This window comes from Aliirhizobium wenxiniae, assembly GCF_014201355.1.
Classification (GTDB): domain Bacteria; phylum Pseudomonadota; class Alphaproteobacteria; order Rhizobiales; family Rhizobiaceae; genus Neorhizobium; species Neorhizobium wenxiniae.
The window spans coordinates 143,656-158,904 of sequence record NZ_JACHEG010000009.1; the positions used below are offsets into that span (position 1 = coordinate 143,656).

Consider the following 15,249-nt stretch of genomic DNA (forward strand, 5'->3'; position numbering starts at 1 on the left):
GTACTGTCCAGATGATGGAAGTAAGCGGCGCTGAAAAGAAAAAGTCCAACCTCATCATTCCGCAGCCTCCGCCAACGGCACTGGGGAGAAATCCTCCGGGAAATGCGTCATCGCGCTCATCACAGGGTAGGGGGTGAAACCGCCGAGCGCGCAAAGCGAACCGAACTTCATCGTATTGCAGAGATCGGCGAGCAGCACCTTGTTCTTGTCCGGCTCGATGCCGCGGCCGATCCTGTCGACCGTTTCGACGCCACGGGTGGAGCCGATCCGGCAGGGCGTGCACTTGCCGCAGCTTTCGATGGCGCAGAATTCCATGGCGAAGCGCGCCTGTTTCAGCATGTCGACGGTATCGTCGAACACGGTAATGCCGGCATGGCCGATCAGTCCGTCCTTGGCGGCAAAAGCCTCGTAATCGAATGGCGTGTCGAACAGCGCGCGCGGAAAATAGGCACCGAGCGGGCCGCCCACCTGCACGGCTTTCACCGGTCGTCCCGTGGCCGTGCCGCCGCCGATATGATCGACGATCTCGCCAAGCGACAGGCCGAAGGCCGTTTCGAAGAGCCCGCCATATTTCACATTGCCGGCGATCTGGATCGGGATCGTGCCGCGTGAGCGCCCCATGCCGAAATCCCGGTAGAAAGCCGCGCCGCGGTCCATGATGACCGGGATGGATGCAAGCGAAATGACATTGTTGACGACGGTGGGGCGTCCGAGAAAACCCTGCAATGCTGGAAGCGGTGGCTTGGCACGGACGATGCCGCGCTTGCCTTCCAGCGAATTCAGCAGCGAGGTTTCCTCACCACAGACATAGGCGCCTGCACCCGCACGTATCTCGATGTCGAAGGCGTGGTCGGAGCCAAGTACGGAGGGGCCGAGAATGCCGGCCTCCCGGGCGATGCCGATCGCCTCGCTCATTGTGGCGATCGCGTGCGGATATTCGGAGCGGGTGTAGACATATCCCTTGGTCGCGCCGGTCGCGATGCCGGCGATCACCATGCCCTCGATCAGAACAAAGGGATCGCCTTCCATGATCATCCGGTCGGCAAAGGTGGCACTGTCTCCCTCGTCGGCATTGCAGACGATGTATTTCCGGTCGGCCACCGCCTCCATCACTGTCTTCCACTTGATGCCGGTGGGGAAACCGGCACCGCCGCGCCCTCGCAGCCCGCTTTCGGTGACCTGCGCCACAATCTCCGCCGGTGGCATCGCAATCGCCTTTTCCAGCCCTTTTAGTCCCTGGTAATGGCGATAGTCCTCCAGTGACAGTGGATCGATTACTCCGCAGCGAGAGAAGGTCAGGCGGGTCTGCTGACGAAGAAAGGGAATTTCCTTCGTCAGCCCAAGACAGAGAGGATGAGCCTTGCCGGACAGAAAACCAGCATCGAACAGGCCCTTGATATCCGAGGCTTTTACCGGTCCGTAAGCGACGCGGCCGTGATCGGTACGCACCTCGACCAGCGGTTCCAGCCAGAACATGCCACGAGAGCCGTTGCGCACGATCCTGGCATCGATACCGCGGGCTGCGATCTCGCTTGTGATTGCTGCCGCAACCTTTTCGGCGCCAAGCGCCAGGGATGCGGCATCGCGAGGGACGAAAATCGTTATCGTCATCGACCTAACTCCCCAACGATTTCGGAAAGACAGTGCTCGTTGACCCGGCCATAAACCTCGCCATCCAGCATGGCGGCGGGCGCACAGGCGCACAGGCCCAGGCAATAGACGGGCTCGAGCGTCACCGCTTCGTCAGGTGTCGTCTGGTGAAAATCAATTCCGAGCAACTGGCGAACGCGATCTGCGAGATCGTCACTGCCCATCGACTGACAGGCTTCGGCGCGACAGATTTTCAGGATATGCCTCCCTCCCGGATGATCACGAAATTCGGGATAGAAGGTTATGACGCCATGGACTTCCGCGCGGGAAATGTTGAGTTCATCGGCGATGACCGGTTTGACGATATCCGGGATGTAACCGAACTCTGCCTGAAGCGCATGCAGAATGGGCAGCATCGGCCCCTCCAGATGCTTCTGGCCACGAATGATCTGGCGTGACCGCTGGGCGATCTCATCAGCGGAATTTCGCATGGTCATGAACATGGCCTCCCGGCAGATGCCGCAAGCCTGTCCTCCTCGACTGTCTTCGGCATCCAATCCCCGATGGTAAACTCATTCGGGGGATGTGAGAAAATGTCGCAACATGAAGCCGGCCCGTCAATAAACGAGATCGGTTACGCGATAGCGAACACCTATCAAGCCATTTTGGCAAATCATAACCTTGTGGAGTATCGGTTCTTTTTGTTTTGCCACGGCATGCCTGACATACACGCAAAAAGTGTCCCTTGGCCGATTGCGAATGCCGCCGCGGAACATCGTTGCATACACCCATGAGCAATAAAATTTCGCCAACTCACCTAAAGCGAGAGAAATAGCTATCTTCGGCGTTTCTTCCCTATACGTAAGATGTCTATAATGGTCCCGGCGGCCAATCGGATGAGATGAACATGGCGGATGACTTTCATCAAGTTCACATTTCTCTTGTGCAACCTTGACGTTTTCCTTGCGTGCCGCGGTTGTCTCTTTCGGCCGTGCGGCGGTGAGAAAAACCTTGCAGTCCATGCCTTTCTGTCATTCATTCCCGCAACTGATCCGGAATAAACTGGGAAAGGATACCGATCATGACTTCTCGTCTTCTCAAACTTTCTGCGGCCGCGCTGCTGGGCTCGGTGCTGTTTGCCAGCGCTCCCGCATTCGCCGAAGCAGTCCTTCACCGCGGTAATGCCGGCGAGCCCCAGACGCTCGATCAGGCGCAGACCTCGATCAATATCGAAGCTTTCATCCTCAAGGATCTTTATGAAGGCCTGACGATTTACGACGCGGCCGGCAAGATTATTCCGGGTGCTGCCGAAAGCTGGACAGTTTCCGAAGACGGCGTAACTTACACGTTTAAGCTGCGCGAAAATGCAAAATGGTCGGATGGCACGCCCGTTACTGCGCAGGACTTCGAGTTTTCCTTCAAGCGCGTAGAAGATCCGAAGACGGCAGCGAAATATGCCAATATCCTCTACCCGATCAAGAATGCCGAAGCGATCAATAACGGCAAGGCTGAAATCGCAACGCTTGGCGTCAAGGCCGTGGACGACAAGACGTTCCAGATTACGCTCGAACGCCCGACCCCGTTCTTCCTCGAACTGCTGGCCCACCAGACTGCCCTGCCGGTTTCCAAGGCAAGCGTCGAGAAAAATGGCGCCGATTTCGTCAAGCCGGGTGTGATGGTGTCGAACGGCGCCTTCAAGCTCGTCAGCCACGTGCCGAACGATAGCCTCGTTGTGACAAAGAACGAGAACCACTGGGACGCCGCCAACACCAAGCTCGACAAGGTGATCTTCTACCCGATCGACGATCAGGCTGCTTCCGTCCGTCGCTTCGAAGCGAAGGAAATGGACCTCGTGTTTAATTTCTCTGCCGACCAGATCGAGCGCCTGCGTGGTGCTTACAAGGATCAGGTTCACGTCTCGCCGACGCTTGCGACTTACTATTACGCATTCGATGGCGCTCAGGCCCCCTATGACGACGTGCGCGTCCGTCAGGCGCTTTCCATGGCCGTCGACCGTGACTTCCTTGCCAAGGAAATCTATAGCGGCTCGCAGATCCCGGCCTATTCGCTCGTGCCGCCGGGTATGGCCAGCTATGGCGAACCGTCCAAGGCGGACTTCGCCACACTTTCGCAGCTCGATCGTGAGGACAAGGCACTCGAACTGATGAAGGAAGCCGGTTACGGTGAGGGTGGCAAGCCGCTCGAAATCGAGATCCGCTACAACACCAACCCGAACCACGAGCGGGTCGCCACGGCCGTTGCCGACATGTGGAAGAACACCTTCAACGCCAAGGTGACGATGACCAATCTCGATGTCTCGTCGCACTATGCCTACCTGCAGGAAGGCGGCAAGTTCAACGTTGCTCGTGCGGGCTGGGTTGCCGACTATGCGGATGCCGAGAACTTCCTGGCGCTCAATCTGTCTACCAACAAGACCTTCAACTACGGCAAGTACAACAACCCGGAATTCGACGCTCTGATGCAGAAGTCCTATGCGGAAGAGAATCCGGAAGCCCGCTCCAAGCTGCTGCACGAGGCAGAAGCACTTCTGTCGCGTGACCAGCCTGTCGCTCCGCTGCTGACCCAGGCTGATCTCTGGCTCGTGTCCAACCGCGTTTCCGGCTGGAAGGACAATGCTGCCAACGAGCACCTTAGCCGCTTCCTCAGCGTTTCCGAATAATATCCATCATCGAGACGGCGCCCGCCTAACCGCGGGCGCCGTTTTGCAGGAGACACCCGCATGCTGGCTTTTGTCCTGCGCCGCCTTGCGAGCGCCGTACCGACGCTGTTTATCGTCGTCACCATTTCCTTCTTCCTGATGCGCTTCGCGCCAGGTGGGCCGTTCAACCTGGAGCGTCCACTTCCCCCCGCAACGATGGAAAACATCATGCGGACCTATCAGCTCGACCAACCCCTGTGGCGGCAATATGTGACCTACATATCCAATGCCGTTCAGGGCGATTTCGGCCCGAGCTACATCTACAAGGACAATACGGTCGCCGAACTGATCGGCAAGGGCCTGCCCTATTCGATGGAACTCGGCTTTTTTGCCCTGCTCCTGGCTCTGGTCGGCGGCGTGACGCTCGGCACGATTGCTGCCCTTCGCCAGAACAGTGTGCTCGATTTCTCCATCATGTCGCTCGCGACCGTCGGCACCACCATTCCGAATTTCGTCGTCGGCCCGGTTCTGACGCTGATCTTTGCCATCGTTTTCTCGCTGCTGCCGGCCGGCGGCTGGGGTGACGGATCCTTCCGTTATCTGCTCCTGCCGATGATCGCGCTGGCGTTGCCGCAGCTTGCCGTTTTTGCTCGTCTTACCCGCGGATCAATGATCGAGGCGCTGCATGCCGACCATATTCGCACCGCGCGGGCTTATGGCTTGCCGCCGCGGATTGTCGTCATCACCCATGCGATGCGCGGCGCGCTGCTGCCGGTCGTATCCTATCTCGCACCATGTGCTGCGGCGCTGATGACCGGATCGGCAGTGGTCGAAACGATCTTCACCATTCCCGGCATCGGCCGCTATTTCGTGCTCGGCGCGCTGAACCGTGACTATACGCTGGTCATGGGCACGGTCGTGCTGATCGCCATCTTCGTCATCGTTTTCAATCTCGTGGTCGATCTCATCTACGGCCTGCTCGATCCGAGGGTTCGCCATGACTGATATCGTCAATAATCCTGCGCCCGCGCAGCCAGAAAATCCGGATAACAAAAGCCGCAGCCTGTTTCAGCTTGCTGCCCTTCGCTTCCGTCGCAACAAGGCTGCGATGGCCGGCTGCGTGATGATGGTGCTGATCGCGCTGTTTTCATATATCGGCCCTTTCTTCGTGCCGCACAGCTATGATCAGGTCTATTCGTCCTATGTGTCTGTCGGCCCAAGCCTGGAGCCACGGCCCGATGAGGCGTCGCTGGAAGATGCTATGCGTGGCGTTGCCACCCGCGCCCGTGTCAATCTCGATGAGTTCAATGTCGAAGGGCAGACCTTCACGGCGACACTGAGCGCCGAAAGCCCGATCGATCCGCGCGCAACCCGCTATTTCGACCGTGCCAACGAGTTCAACAATACGGAGGTCGTAGCTACCGAAAACGACGGACGCGTGCTGAAGGTTCAAGGCAATGTCAGCCGCGAATATTTCTTCTTCGGTACTGACCCGAACGGGCGTGACATGCTTGCCCGCGTCATGCTCGGCGGCCAGATCTCGATCGCTGTCGGACTTCTCGCCAGCCTCGTCTCGCTCGGCATCGGCGTGCTCTACGGCGCAACATCGGGTTATCTCGGTGGCCGCGTCGACAATGTGATGATGCGTTTCGTCGAGATCCTCTATTCGCTGCCCTTCGTCTTCCTCGTCGTCGTGCTCGTCGTCTTTTTCGGCCGCTCCTTCATCCTGATCTTCCTCGTCATCGGCGCGGTGGAATGGCTGGACATGGCCCGTATCGTGCGGGGCCAGACGCTGGCGTTGAAGCGCCGGGAATTCGTCGGTGCCGCCCAGGCTCTGGGCTTGAGCGACTGGCAGATCATCCGCCGGCATATCATTCCGAACACGATCGGCCCGGTCATCGTCTTCGTTACCGTCGTGGTGCCGAAGGTCATCCTGCTCGAAAGCTTCCTCTCGTTCCTCGGTCTCGGTGTTCAGGCGCCGCTGACGAGCTGGGGCGCGCTGATCTCGGAAGGTGCCAGCAACATCCAGTCGGCTCCATGGCTGCTGATCTTCCCGTCCATCTTCTTCGTGGCAACGCTGTTCTCGCTGAATTTCATCGGCGATGGCCTGCGCGATGCACTTGACCCGAAGGACCGCTGATATGACCGGGACACAAGAAAATATCCTCTCCATCCGCGATCTGAAGGTCGATTTCTCGACGCCGGACGGCACCGTGAATGCGGTCAAGGGCATCGGCTTCGATATCAAGGCCGGTGAAACGCTTGCCGTCGTGGGCGAGAGCGGTTCCGGCAAGAGCCAGACCATGATGGGGATCATGGGCCTGCTCGCCAAGAACGGCACGGTCACTGGCTCTGCCAAATATCGCGGCAAGGAGCTTGTCGGTCTGCCGAAGAGCGAGCTGAACAAGGTGCGCGGTGCCAAGATCACCATGATCTTCCAGGAGCCGATGACTTCGCTCGATCCGCTTTACACGATCGGCCGGCAGATTGCCGAGCCGATCCTCTATCACCGTGGCGGCTCAAGGGCGCAGGCACGCGCCCGCGTGCTGGAGCTTTTGGAGCTCGTCGGCATCCCCGATCCGGCGCGCCGGATCGACAGCTATCCGCACGAGCTTTCCGGCGGCCAGCGCCAGCGCGTGATGATCGCCATGGCGCTTGCCAACGAGCCGGACGTGCTGATCGCAGATGAGCCGACCACTGCGCTCGACGTGACGATCCAGGCGCAGATCCTGAAACTCCTGCGCTCGCTGCAGGAGCGATTCGGCATGGCGATCGTGCTGATCACCCACGATCTCGGTATCGTGCGCCATTTTGCGGAACGCGTCGTCGTCATGCGTCGCGGTGAAGTGGTGGAGCAGGGGACAACGGAGCAGATTTTCGAAAGCCCGACCTCTTCCTATACCCGCATGCTGATCGATGCCGAGCCGCATGGCCGCAAGGCGCCGCCGGCAGACGATGCCCCGATCATTCTCGAGGGCCGGGGCGTGGTCGTCGATTTCGATATCGGCAAGGGCTTTCTGTCCAAAGGGCCGCGTACTTTCCGCGCCGTCAATGGCGTGACCGTGAAGCTGCAGGAAGGCCAGACGATCGGTGTCGTCGGCGAATCGGGTTCCGGGAAGTCGACGCTCGGGCGCGCGCTTTTGCGACTCCTGCCGAGCGACGGTGCGTATCGCTTCGGCAAACAGGATATCTCGCGGCACGACCGCCGCCAGATGCGTTCGCTGCGCAAGGAGATGCAGCTCGTCTTCCAGGATCCCTATGGCTCGCTTTCGCCGCGCCAGACTGTTGGTGAAGTCATCACTGAAGGGCTTCTTGTTCACGAGCCTGGGCTCAGCAAGGGCGATCGCGATCGGCGCGCCATTGCGGCGCTTCAGGAGGTCGGCCTCGACCCTGCAGCACGCAACCGCTATCCGCACGAATTCTCCGGCGGCCAGCGGCAGCGTATCGCGATTGCCCGCGCGATGATCCTCAAGCCGCGTGTCGTCATCCTCGACGAGCCGACCTCAGCTCTCGACCGGTCGGTTCAGGGGCAGGTTATCGATCTGCTGCGCAAGCTGCAGGCTGATCACAATCTCTCCTACGTCTTCATCAGTCACGACCTGTCGGTGGTCAAAGCCATCTCTGACTATGTGATCGTGATGAAAAACGGCGAGATCGTCGAACAGGGCGAAACGGACGCGATCTTCGAGGCCCCGAAGGCCGATTATACGAAGGCGCTGATCGGCGCGGCTTTCAGCGTATAACAGCGTTCAATCGGGAAATTTTTAAAGGGGCGCGCATCGCTGCGCCCTTTTTCATGTCCGGATGTCGGTGTTGCCGGTTGTCGGAACGCTTGGTTCTGCGGCTGTCGGGGCCACGTGATCAGGTTGTCGATCGCGCCTGTCGATCCTGCAAATCTGCTGCAATTTTCTGGTCTTGAGGTGTCTGAATCGAGATCGTGATGCCGTAGCTCCGTCGATTGCCACATTTGTGAGCATCGAGGCTTCGCTAGGGGGTTAGCTAAGCGCTCAGTGCATGGCTCTGCTGCAGCAATATCGCTTCTACAGAATCGGTTTGCCTGTATGATGACCACATCAGAGCGATGCTCCTCCTCCCGCAGACCTCTGATTTTCAGGCGACCTACTCCTCCTCCCAAGGGCGCCTGATCGAGCAGCGGCACTCCTCCTCCCAGTCGCTGTTCAAATCTTTTCGAAAAGCCTGCCGCACCTCCTCCCGCGGCAGGCTTTTTCGTTTAATCCCTCAGAATGATATCTGCACCACGGCAATGGTCTCTGACCAGGGCGCCATTCTTCAGGTCGTTACCCTCGGTTTTCGCCCGGGCCGCTTCTTCGCTCAATCCGTAACCGCGCCAGCGATCCATCAGTCGCTCCTCAAGGGTCGCGACCGGCGGAGAGATAATGATTGCGTAGTCGAACTGCCCTTCCAATGAAGACCAGGGAGTGCGATCGAGAAGCAGATAGTTTCCCTCGACAAGCACGAATCGTGTCGAAACGTCGATGATGCGTGCGGCAGCGATGGCGAGTTCCCGGGATCGGTCGAACACCGGCACGAGCACTTCTCCTTCAGCCACTCTGACCGCGCGGATGATGTCGAGAAAGCCGCGGACGTCAAAAGTTTCGGGAGCGCCCTTGCGGGAGAGCAGGCCCTTTTGCTGCAGGACGCCGTTGTCCATGTGAAAGCCGTCCATCGGCAGGACTTCTGCGCTGTCGCCAAGCGCTTGCAACGCTGCTGAAAGCGAGTCGGCGAGAGTTGACTTGCCTGCGCCTGGCGGGCCGGCAATCGCGACAATAAAGCGTCGCCTGTCGCCCGCACGGTCGATAAGTGTGCGGGCGATATCTTCGGTGGTCATTGTCATGCGGCAAGCGGTTCCGGCGCCTTGGCGCCGGTCATGAAAGCGACGGCGTCCGACATCGTGTAGTCCTTCGGATTGATGACCGTAAGGCGTTTGCCCAGCCGATGGATATGGATGCGATCTGCGATCTCGAAGACATGCGGCATGTTGTGGGAAATCAGCACTATCGGGATGCCGCGCGAGCGCACGTCGAGGATCAGTTCCAGCACACGCCGGCTTTCCTTGACGCCGAGTGCTGCGGTCGGTTCATCGAGAATGATGACCTTTGAGCCGAAAGCCGCCGCCCGAGCCACCGCCACGCCCTGACGCTGGCCACCGGATAGTGTTTCCACTGCCTGGTTGATGTTCTGGATGGTCATCAGGCCAAGTTCGGAGAGTTTTTCACGCGCCATCTTTTCCATGGCCCCGTGATCGAGCTTGCGCAGAACCTTGCCCATGAAACCCGGCTTGCGGATCTCGCGGCCGAGAAACATGTTGTCGGCGATCGAAAGCGCCGGGGATAGCGCGAGGTTCTGGTAGACGGTTTCGATACCGGCCTTGCGTGCCTCTATCGGCGATGCGAAGTGGACGAGTTCTCCGTCCATGCGGATCTCGCCCTCGTCGGGTCTGATCGCGCCGGAAATCGCCTTGATCAGCGAGGATTTCCCGGCGCCGTTGTCACCGATCACGGCGAGGATTTCGCCGGGATAAAGGTCGAAATCGGCATTGTCGATGGCGGTCACGCGGCCGTAGCGCTTTACGAGGTTGCGGCCGGTGAGGATGGGTTTTCTCGTGTCGGTCATCAGCGTGATGCCTTTCTGATCCATTGGTCGGCCGCCACTGCGACGATGATGAGGACGCCGATCAGGAGGTAGGTCCATTGCACGTCGGTACCCAGAAGCCTCAAGCCGAGTGAAAAGACACCGACAATCAGAGCGCCGAACATCATGCCGAGAATTGAGCCACGCCCGCCGAAGAGCGAGATGCCGCCGATGACCACCGCGGTGATCGATTCGATATTGGCAAACTGGCCCGCGGTCGGCGAGACGGAGCCGATGCGGCCGATCAGCGCCCAGCCGGCCAGCGCGCAGATGACGCCGGAGAGCACATAGACGGAGATCAGCATGCGCTGGACATTGACGCCCGAAAGGTCGGCTGCTTCGGGGTCGTCACCGACCGCGTAAAGATGCCGTCCCCAGGCGGTATGATTGAGCACATACCAGAGCACGCCAACGAGCAGGATCATGGCGATGACGCCATAGGTGAACACGGCGCCGCCTATTCTAAACGTCTCGCCGAAGAATTGCAGGATCGGTGCCGTCGTTTCGATTTCCTGCGCGCGGATCGTCTCGTTGGCCGAATAGAGGAAGTTGCTGGCGAGAACGATCTGCCACATGCCGAGCGTGACGATGAAGGGCGGCAGTTTCACCCTTGCGATCAGCACGCCGTTGATAAAGCCGCACAGCGCGCCGGTGGCAAAACCACAGAGAATTGCGAGTTCCGGCGGCAGGCCGTAACGGAAGGTAAACTGGCCCATCACCACCGAGGACAGGACCATTATGGCGCCGACCGACAGATCTATGCCCGCGGTCATGATGACAAGCGACTGGGCAGCCCCGACGATACCGGTGATCGCCACCTGCTGCAGGATCAGCGTCAGCGAGAAGGCTGAGAAAAACTTGCCGCCAAGTGTCAGGCCGAAAACGATCAACGACACGACCAGCACGATCAGCGACACGGCAGACGGGTTGGAATGCAGGAAGTGACGGAATTTGTGAAGGGCGGACGGTGTGTCGTGATCGAAGGACGCCACGTCTTTCGAACTGTCCTTCAGCACTTTTTCGTAGTCGTTATGCGGTGTGCTTGCCACTGGCTCGCTCATGAAATCCTCCCGCTTTATCGTGTGCCCGGTTCAGGCCGGTTGCCGTGGCAGGCCGGCGGCGGTTTGCCACCGACCCGCAAGATCTGGCTAGAGGGTCAGCCCCAGCACTTGTTCAGGCCTTCCTTGGTGTCGATCGACTTGATCGACGGGACAGGCTTGTCGGTAACCAGCGTCACACCGGTGTCGAAGAAGTTCTTTCCTTCGGTCGGCTTCGGCTTTTCGCCGGTATCGGCGAATTTCTTGATCGCTTCGATGCCGAGCGCTGCCATCTGCAGCGGATATTGCTGAGAGGTGGCGCCGATCGCGCCTTCGGCAACGTTCTTGACGCCCGGGCAACCACCGTCGACAGAAACGATCAACACGTCCTTTTCGCGGCCAACGGCCTTCAGCGCTTCATAGGCGCCGGCAGCCGCCGGTTCGTTGATCGTGTGGACGACATTGATGGTAGGGTCCTTCTGCAGAAGGTTCTCCATCGCTGTGCGGCCGCCTTCTTCGTTGCCATTCGTAATATCGTGGCCGACGACGCGCGGATCATCCTCGTCGCCGATCTTGTTAGGGTCCTTCGGGTCGATGCCGAAGCCCATCATGAAGCCCTGGTCGCGAAGAATGTCGACCGAGGGCTGCGAGGGCGTGAGGTCGAGGAAGGCCACCTTGGCATCCTTCGCCTTGTCGCCAAGCGTATCCTTGGCCCATTGGCCGATCAGCTTGCCGGCAAGCAGGTTGTCGGTGGCAAAGGTCATGTCGGCAGCATCGATCGGCTCCAACGGCGTATCAAGCGCAATCACCAGCAGGCCGGCGTCACGCGCCTTCTTGAGGTTAGGCACGATGCCCTTGGTATCGGAGGCGGTGATGAGGATACCCTTTGCGCCATCGGCGATGCAGGTTTCGATCGCCGCCACCTGGCTTTCACTGTCACCGTCGATCTTGCCGGCATAGGATTTCAGCGAGACGCCGAGTTCTTTTGCCTTGGCCGTCGCGCCTTCCTTCATCTTGACGAAGAAGGGGTTGGTATCGGTCTTGGTAATCAGGCAGGCCGAAACGTCCGCTGCCTGAGCGGGTGCCGAAAAGACGACGCCAAGCGCCAGTGCCCCGAACGACAGGGACAATACGGATTTTCTCATGATCTCCTCCCAGAGATGAAGTCCGCTCGCTGCGGACGGGTTCGCTGAGAATGCAGGCCGGATCGTGCCTCAGTGCCTCCTCCGGGGCATTCCTGCATCCTTACAATCGTCAATAATCGCGAAAGAAAATCGTCTGTCAATAATTAATTCCGATTGAATTATTTATTCTGGCTTGTCATGCTAGGTCCGACGTGAGAGAGCGAAGGCAAGGGAGGTGCTGGATGTCGATCACCGATGGCCCGCTTTCCGGGTCTGCTTCTTCTGCCGGTTTTTCCGGTGGTTCCAACCAGACGCGGGTGCGCGCCTATAACGAGCGGCTGGTCCTGTCGCTGGTGCGGCTGCATGGTGCGCTGTCGAAGGCGGATATTACCCGGCTCAGCGGCCTGTCGGCACAGACGGCCTCAGTCATCATGCGGGCACTCGAGAAGGACGGTCTGCTGCTGCGCGGCGAGCCGGTGCGGGGCCGTGTCGGCCAGCCATCCATCCCGATGCGTCTCAACCCGGATGCCGTCCTGTCCTTTGGGGTCAAGATAGGCCGCCGCAGCGCCGATCTGGTGCTGATGGATTTCGTCGGCAATATCCGCAAGCGCTATCACGAGCCCTATGCCTATCCGCTGCCGCAGGAGATCCTGCGGATCATAACCTCGGGCATCGCCGATATCGAAACGCAGATGAGCGGCGGTGAACAGGCGCGTATTGCCGGTATCGGCATTGCGGCTCCATTCGAACTGTGGAATTGGGCGGACGAGATCGGTGCGCCATCGGGCGCCATGGAAGTTTGGCACGGCTTCGATCTCCAGGCGGAAGTCGCGTCGCGCGTCGCTCACTCCGTGTATCTGCAGAATGACGCGACCAGTGCCTGTGGTGCGGAGCTGGTATTCGGTGTCGGGCCTACCTATCCGGATTTCATCTATCTGTTCATCGGCTCCTTCATCGGTGGCGGCATCGTGCTGAATTCGAGCATATTTTCGGGCCGTACAGGTACTGCCGGTGCGGTCGGCCCGCTGCCGGTGCGGGGAAAGAATGGCGAAAACCGCCAGCTTCTCGATATCGCCTCGATCTTCGTGCTGGAAAACATGTTGCGAGAGCGCGGCATCGATCCGCAGCCGCTCTGGTATTCGGCAGACGACTGGGTCGATTTCGGTGAACCGCTGGAACTCTGGATCCAGGCGACCGCTGCCGCTTTGGCGCAGGCCATCGTTGCTGCCGCCTCGATCATCGATTTCGGCGCAGCCGTCATCGATGGTGGCTTTCCGGGTTGGGTGAGGAAACGCATCGTCGATGCGACGATCGAGGCGGTTGCCCGGCTCGACCTTCGCGGTGTCGTCATTCCCGATATTATCGAGGGAAAGGTCGGCTCACAGGCACGTGCGATCGGCGGTGCCAGCCTGCCGATTTTCGCCCGCTACCTGACGGATCAATCCGTGCTGATCAAGGATTTCAACGGGGAGTAAAAGTCGTTCTCACCCTTGCAGCATACCGTCATCTTGCCTAGCCTTTGGCCCTCGGAAAACCGGATGGATGAGGCCATGGAGAACAGCGAGACACATTCGCCGATGCCGAGCGAACTGGGTATTCTTGAGTTTCTCGGTGTCTGCAACAGCTTTTATCCTCCCGACGCCGTGAATGCGCCGATTGCGCAGCAACGTGCCTGGTATGACGCGCTCTGTGCCCGTTTCGACCGGCCTTTACCCGATGGCCTGATCTTTCAGGATGAAGTTCTGTTCGTGCCGATCCGGCGTTATCGGCCAGCACTCGTCGCCACCAAAAAAGTGCTTCTCTATCTGCATGGTGGCGGCTTTGTCGTCGGCTCTTTGGAGAGCCATCATGCAATCTGTGCCGAGATTGCCGAGTTCGCCCAGGCTGAACTCATTTCGGTCGATTATCGTCTCGCGCCCGAACATGTCTGGCCTGCCCAGACCGATGATTGTTACGGGGTGCTGAAGCAGCTTGTTGGGCAGGATAAACAGGTGGTGGTGATCGGTGACAGTGCCGGCGGCAATCTTGCGGCCGGGCTCTCACTTCGGGCGCGTGACGAGAACCTTCCCGGCATTATCGGTCAGGTGCTCATTTACCCCGCGCTTGGCGGCGATCTTACTTCAGGTTCGTATCGGGAAATGGCGAATGCGCCGGGGCTGACGACAGCCGATGTCGCCTATTATCGCGCGGTGCTGAAAGCGCCGCAAAATGAGCCGGTGGCGCATCCGCTTCTATCAAGTGATCTTTCCGGGCTTCCGCCTGCCTATATCACCGTGGCGCATTTCGATCCGCTACGTGATGATGGCTGGCTTTACGCGCAGCGGCTGAAGCAATCGGGTGTTCCCGCGACCTTCCGCGACGAGCCGCAAATGATACATGCATGGCTTCGCGCCCGGCATATGAGCGAGGGCGCACGAGATGGCTTCAAGGCGCTGTGCGAAGCGATACGAGGGTTTGCCGCCTAGGTCTTCGCCTTGGAGACAAGTACCGGATTGGCCCTGAAGGCTGCCGGGAAGATGGTCTTCAGATTGTCGATCTTCGGCATGTCGTTATAGACGATATAGGGGTGGTTGGGATTGAGCGTCAGGAAATCCTGATGGTACTTTTCCGCCGGATAAAAACCTTCCAGCTTCGAAAGCTTGGTCACGATCGGCGCGTGAAACAGCCCGGTTCTGTCCAGTTGGGCGATATAGGCTGCGGCAACTTTCTGCTGTTCAGCGCTGGCGGTGAAAATCGCTGATCGGTACTGCGTGCCCTGATCCGGCCCCTGATAATTCAGCTGGGTCGGGTTGTGGGCGACGGAGAAAAACACCTGCAGCAGTGTTCCGTAGCTCACCTCGTGCGGATCGAAGGTCACTTCCACCGCCTCCGCATGGCCCGTCTCGCCAAGGCTGACGGTCTCGTAACTCGCCGTTTCCTTCGCTCCGCCGGAATATCCCGAGACGGCGTTCTTCACGCCCTTCACATGCTGGAACACGGCCTGAACACCCCAGAAACAGCCGCCGGCGAAAACTGCGGTTTCGCTGCTGCCCTTGGTTGCCTTATCAATGGCTGGCGCCGGGATAACCACTGCTGCTTCCGCCGCAAACGCGGATGTTGCCGGAGCGGCAAGCAGCAATAAGGCGAATGTCATTCCAACGTTTTTGCGCGCAAATATCGTCATGGCAGCTTCTCCAGTTGCCATGAC

14 protein-coding genes are annotated in these 15,249 nt (G+C 59.3%); 6 read left to right on the forward strand and 8 right to left on the reverse strand.

All coding sequences use genetic code 11. From position 1 onward, the window contains the following. Positions 1-54: 54 nt before the first annotated feature. The 3 genes from HNQ72_RS25925 to HNQ72_RS25935 all read right to left on the reverse strand — a co-directional run bounded on the left by HNQ72_RS25925 (position 55) and on the right by HNQ72_RS25935 (position 2,612). Entirely contained in the window at positions 55-1,611 is a 1,557-nt protein-coding gene (locus HNQ72_RS25925; protein ID WP_183996776.1) for a formate dehydrogenase beta subunit, read from the reverse strand. After that, positions 1,608-2,087, reverse strand: coding sequence for a formate dehydrogenase subunit gamma (locus HNQ72_RS25930; protein ID WP_183996778.1), 480 nt, complete (start codon positions 2,085-2,087; stop codon positions 1,608-1,610). Before HNQ72_RS25930 ends, HNQ72_RS25925 begins: the two co-directional genes overlap by 4 nt. 120 nt (positions 2,088-2,207) lie before the next feature. Further along, on the reverse strand, positions 2,208-2,612 hold the full coding sequence (locus tag HNQ72_RS25935) for a hypothetical protein (RefSeq protein ID WP_183996780.1): 405 nt from the start codon (positions 2,610-2,612) through the stop codon (positions 2,208-2,210). Positions 2,613-2,671: 59 nt separating this feature from the next. Here HNQ72_RS25935 and HNQ72_RS25940 point away from each other — a divergent pair, with 59 nt between their 5' ends. The 4 genes from HNQ72_RS25940 to HNQ72_RS25955 are packed head-to-tail and all read left to right on the forward strand — an operon-like array spanning position 2,672 to position 7,992. Continuing rightward, the gene (locus HNQ72_RS25940) at positions 2,672-4,270 is read left to right on the forward strand and encodes a peptide ABC transporter substrate-binding protein (protein WP_183996782.1); all 1,599 of its coding nucleotides are present in this window, start codon (positions 2,672-2,674) and stop codon (positions 4,268-4,270) included. A gap of 60 nt (positions 4,271-4,330) precedes the next feature. Then, a complete protein-coding gene (oppB, locus tag HNQ72_RS25945; RefSeq protein WP_183996784.1) occupies positions 4,331-5,254 on the forward strand; it encodes an oligopeptide ABC transporter permease OppB in 924 nt (307 codons plus the stop codon). Beyond that, complete coding sequence (locus HNQ72_RS25950; RefSeq protein WP_183996786.1) at positions 5,247-6,389, forward strand: ABC transporter permease; 1,143 nt, start codon at positions 5,247-5,249, stop codon at positions 6,387-6,389. The genes oppB and HNQ72_RS25950 overlap by 8 nt, the downstream gene beginning before the upstream one ends. Before the next feature lies 1 nt (position 6,390). Beyond that, positions 6,391-7,992 carry an ABC transporter ATP-binding protein gene (locus tag HNQ72_RS25955; protein ID WP_183996788.1) on the forward strand — a complete coding sequence of 534 codons (1,602 nt, stop codon included), beginning with the start codon at positions 6,391-6,393 and terminating at the stop codon, positions 7,990-7,992. A 488-nt stretch (positions 7,993-8,480) separates the two neighbouring features. Here HNQ72_RS25955 and HNQ72_RS25960 read toward each other — a convergent pair whose 3' ends face one another. The 4 genes from HNQ72_RS25960 to HNQ72_RS25975 all read right to left on the reverse strand — a co-directional run bounded on the left by HNQ72_RS25960 (position 8,481) and on the right by HNQ72_RS25975 (position 12,083). Next, positions 8,481-9,104 (reverse strand): nucleoside triphosphate hydrolase, encoded by a 624-nt coding sequence (locus HNQ72_RS25960; protein ID WP_183996790.1) that lies wholly within the window; start codon positions 9,102-9,104, stop codon positions 8,481-8,483. Then, positions 9,101-9,907 (reverse strand): ATP-binding cassette domain-containing protein, encoded by an 807-nt coding sequence (locus HNQ72_RS25965; RefSeq protein WP_183996792.1) that lies wholly within the window; start codon positions 9,905-9,907, stop codon positions 9,101-9,103. The genes HNQ72_RS25960 and HNQ72_RS25965 overlap by 4 nt, the downstream gene beginning before the upstream one ends. After that, complete coding sequence (locus tag HNQ72_RS25970; protein WP_148173803.1) at positions 9,883-10,962, reverse strand: ABC transporter permease; 1,080 nt, start codon at positions 10,960-10,962, stop codon at positions 9,883-9,885. Before HNQ72_RS25970 ends, HNQ72_RS25965 begins: the two co-directional genes overlap by 25 nt. Before the next feature lie 95 nt (positions 10,963-11,057). Then, entirely contained in the window at positions 11,058-12,083 is a 1,026-nt protein-coding gene (locus HNQ72_RS25975) for a sugar ABC transporter substrate-binding protein (protein ID WP_183996794.1), read from the reverse strand. 221 nt (positions 12,084-12,304) lie between these two features. Here HNQ72_RS25975 and HNQ72_RS25980 point away from each other — a divergent pair, with 221 nt between their 5' ends. Continuing rightward, positions 12,305-13,537: an ROK family transcriptional regulator gene (locus HNQ72_RS25980; protein WP_183996796.1), complete on the forward strand. Its 1,233-nt coding sequence runs from the start codon at positions 12,305-12,307 to the stop codon at positions 13,535-13,537. Positions 13,538-13,600: 63 nt separating this feature from the next. Then, the gene (locus tag HNQ72_RS25985) at positions 13,601-14,527 is read left to right on the forward strand and encodes an alpha/beta hydrolase (RefSeq protein WP_244654559.1); all 927 of its coding nucleotides are present in this window, start codon (positions 13,601-13,603) and stop codon (positions 14,525-14,527) included. Here HNQ72_RS25985 and msrA read toward each other — a convergent pair. Beyond that, entirely contained in the window at positions 14,524-15,195 is a 672-nt protein-coding gene (msrA, locus tag HNQ72_RS25990) for a peptide-methionine (S)-S-oxide reductase MsrA (protein WP_244654563.1), read from the reverse strand. The two genes, HNQ72_RS25985 and msrA, sit on opposite strands and share 4 nt — an antisense overlap. Positions 15,196-15,249 lie beyond the last annotated feature (54 nt).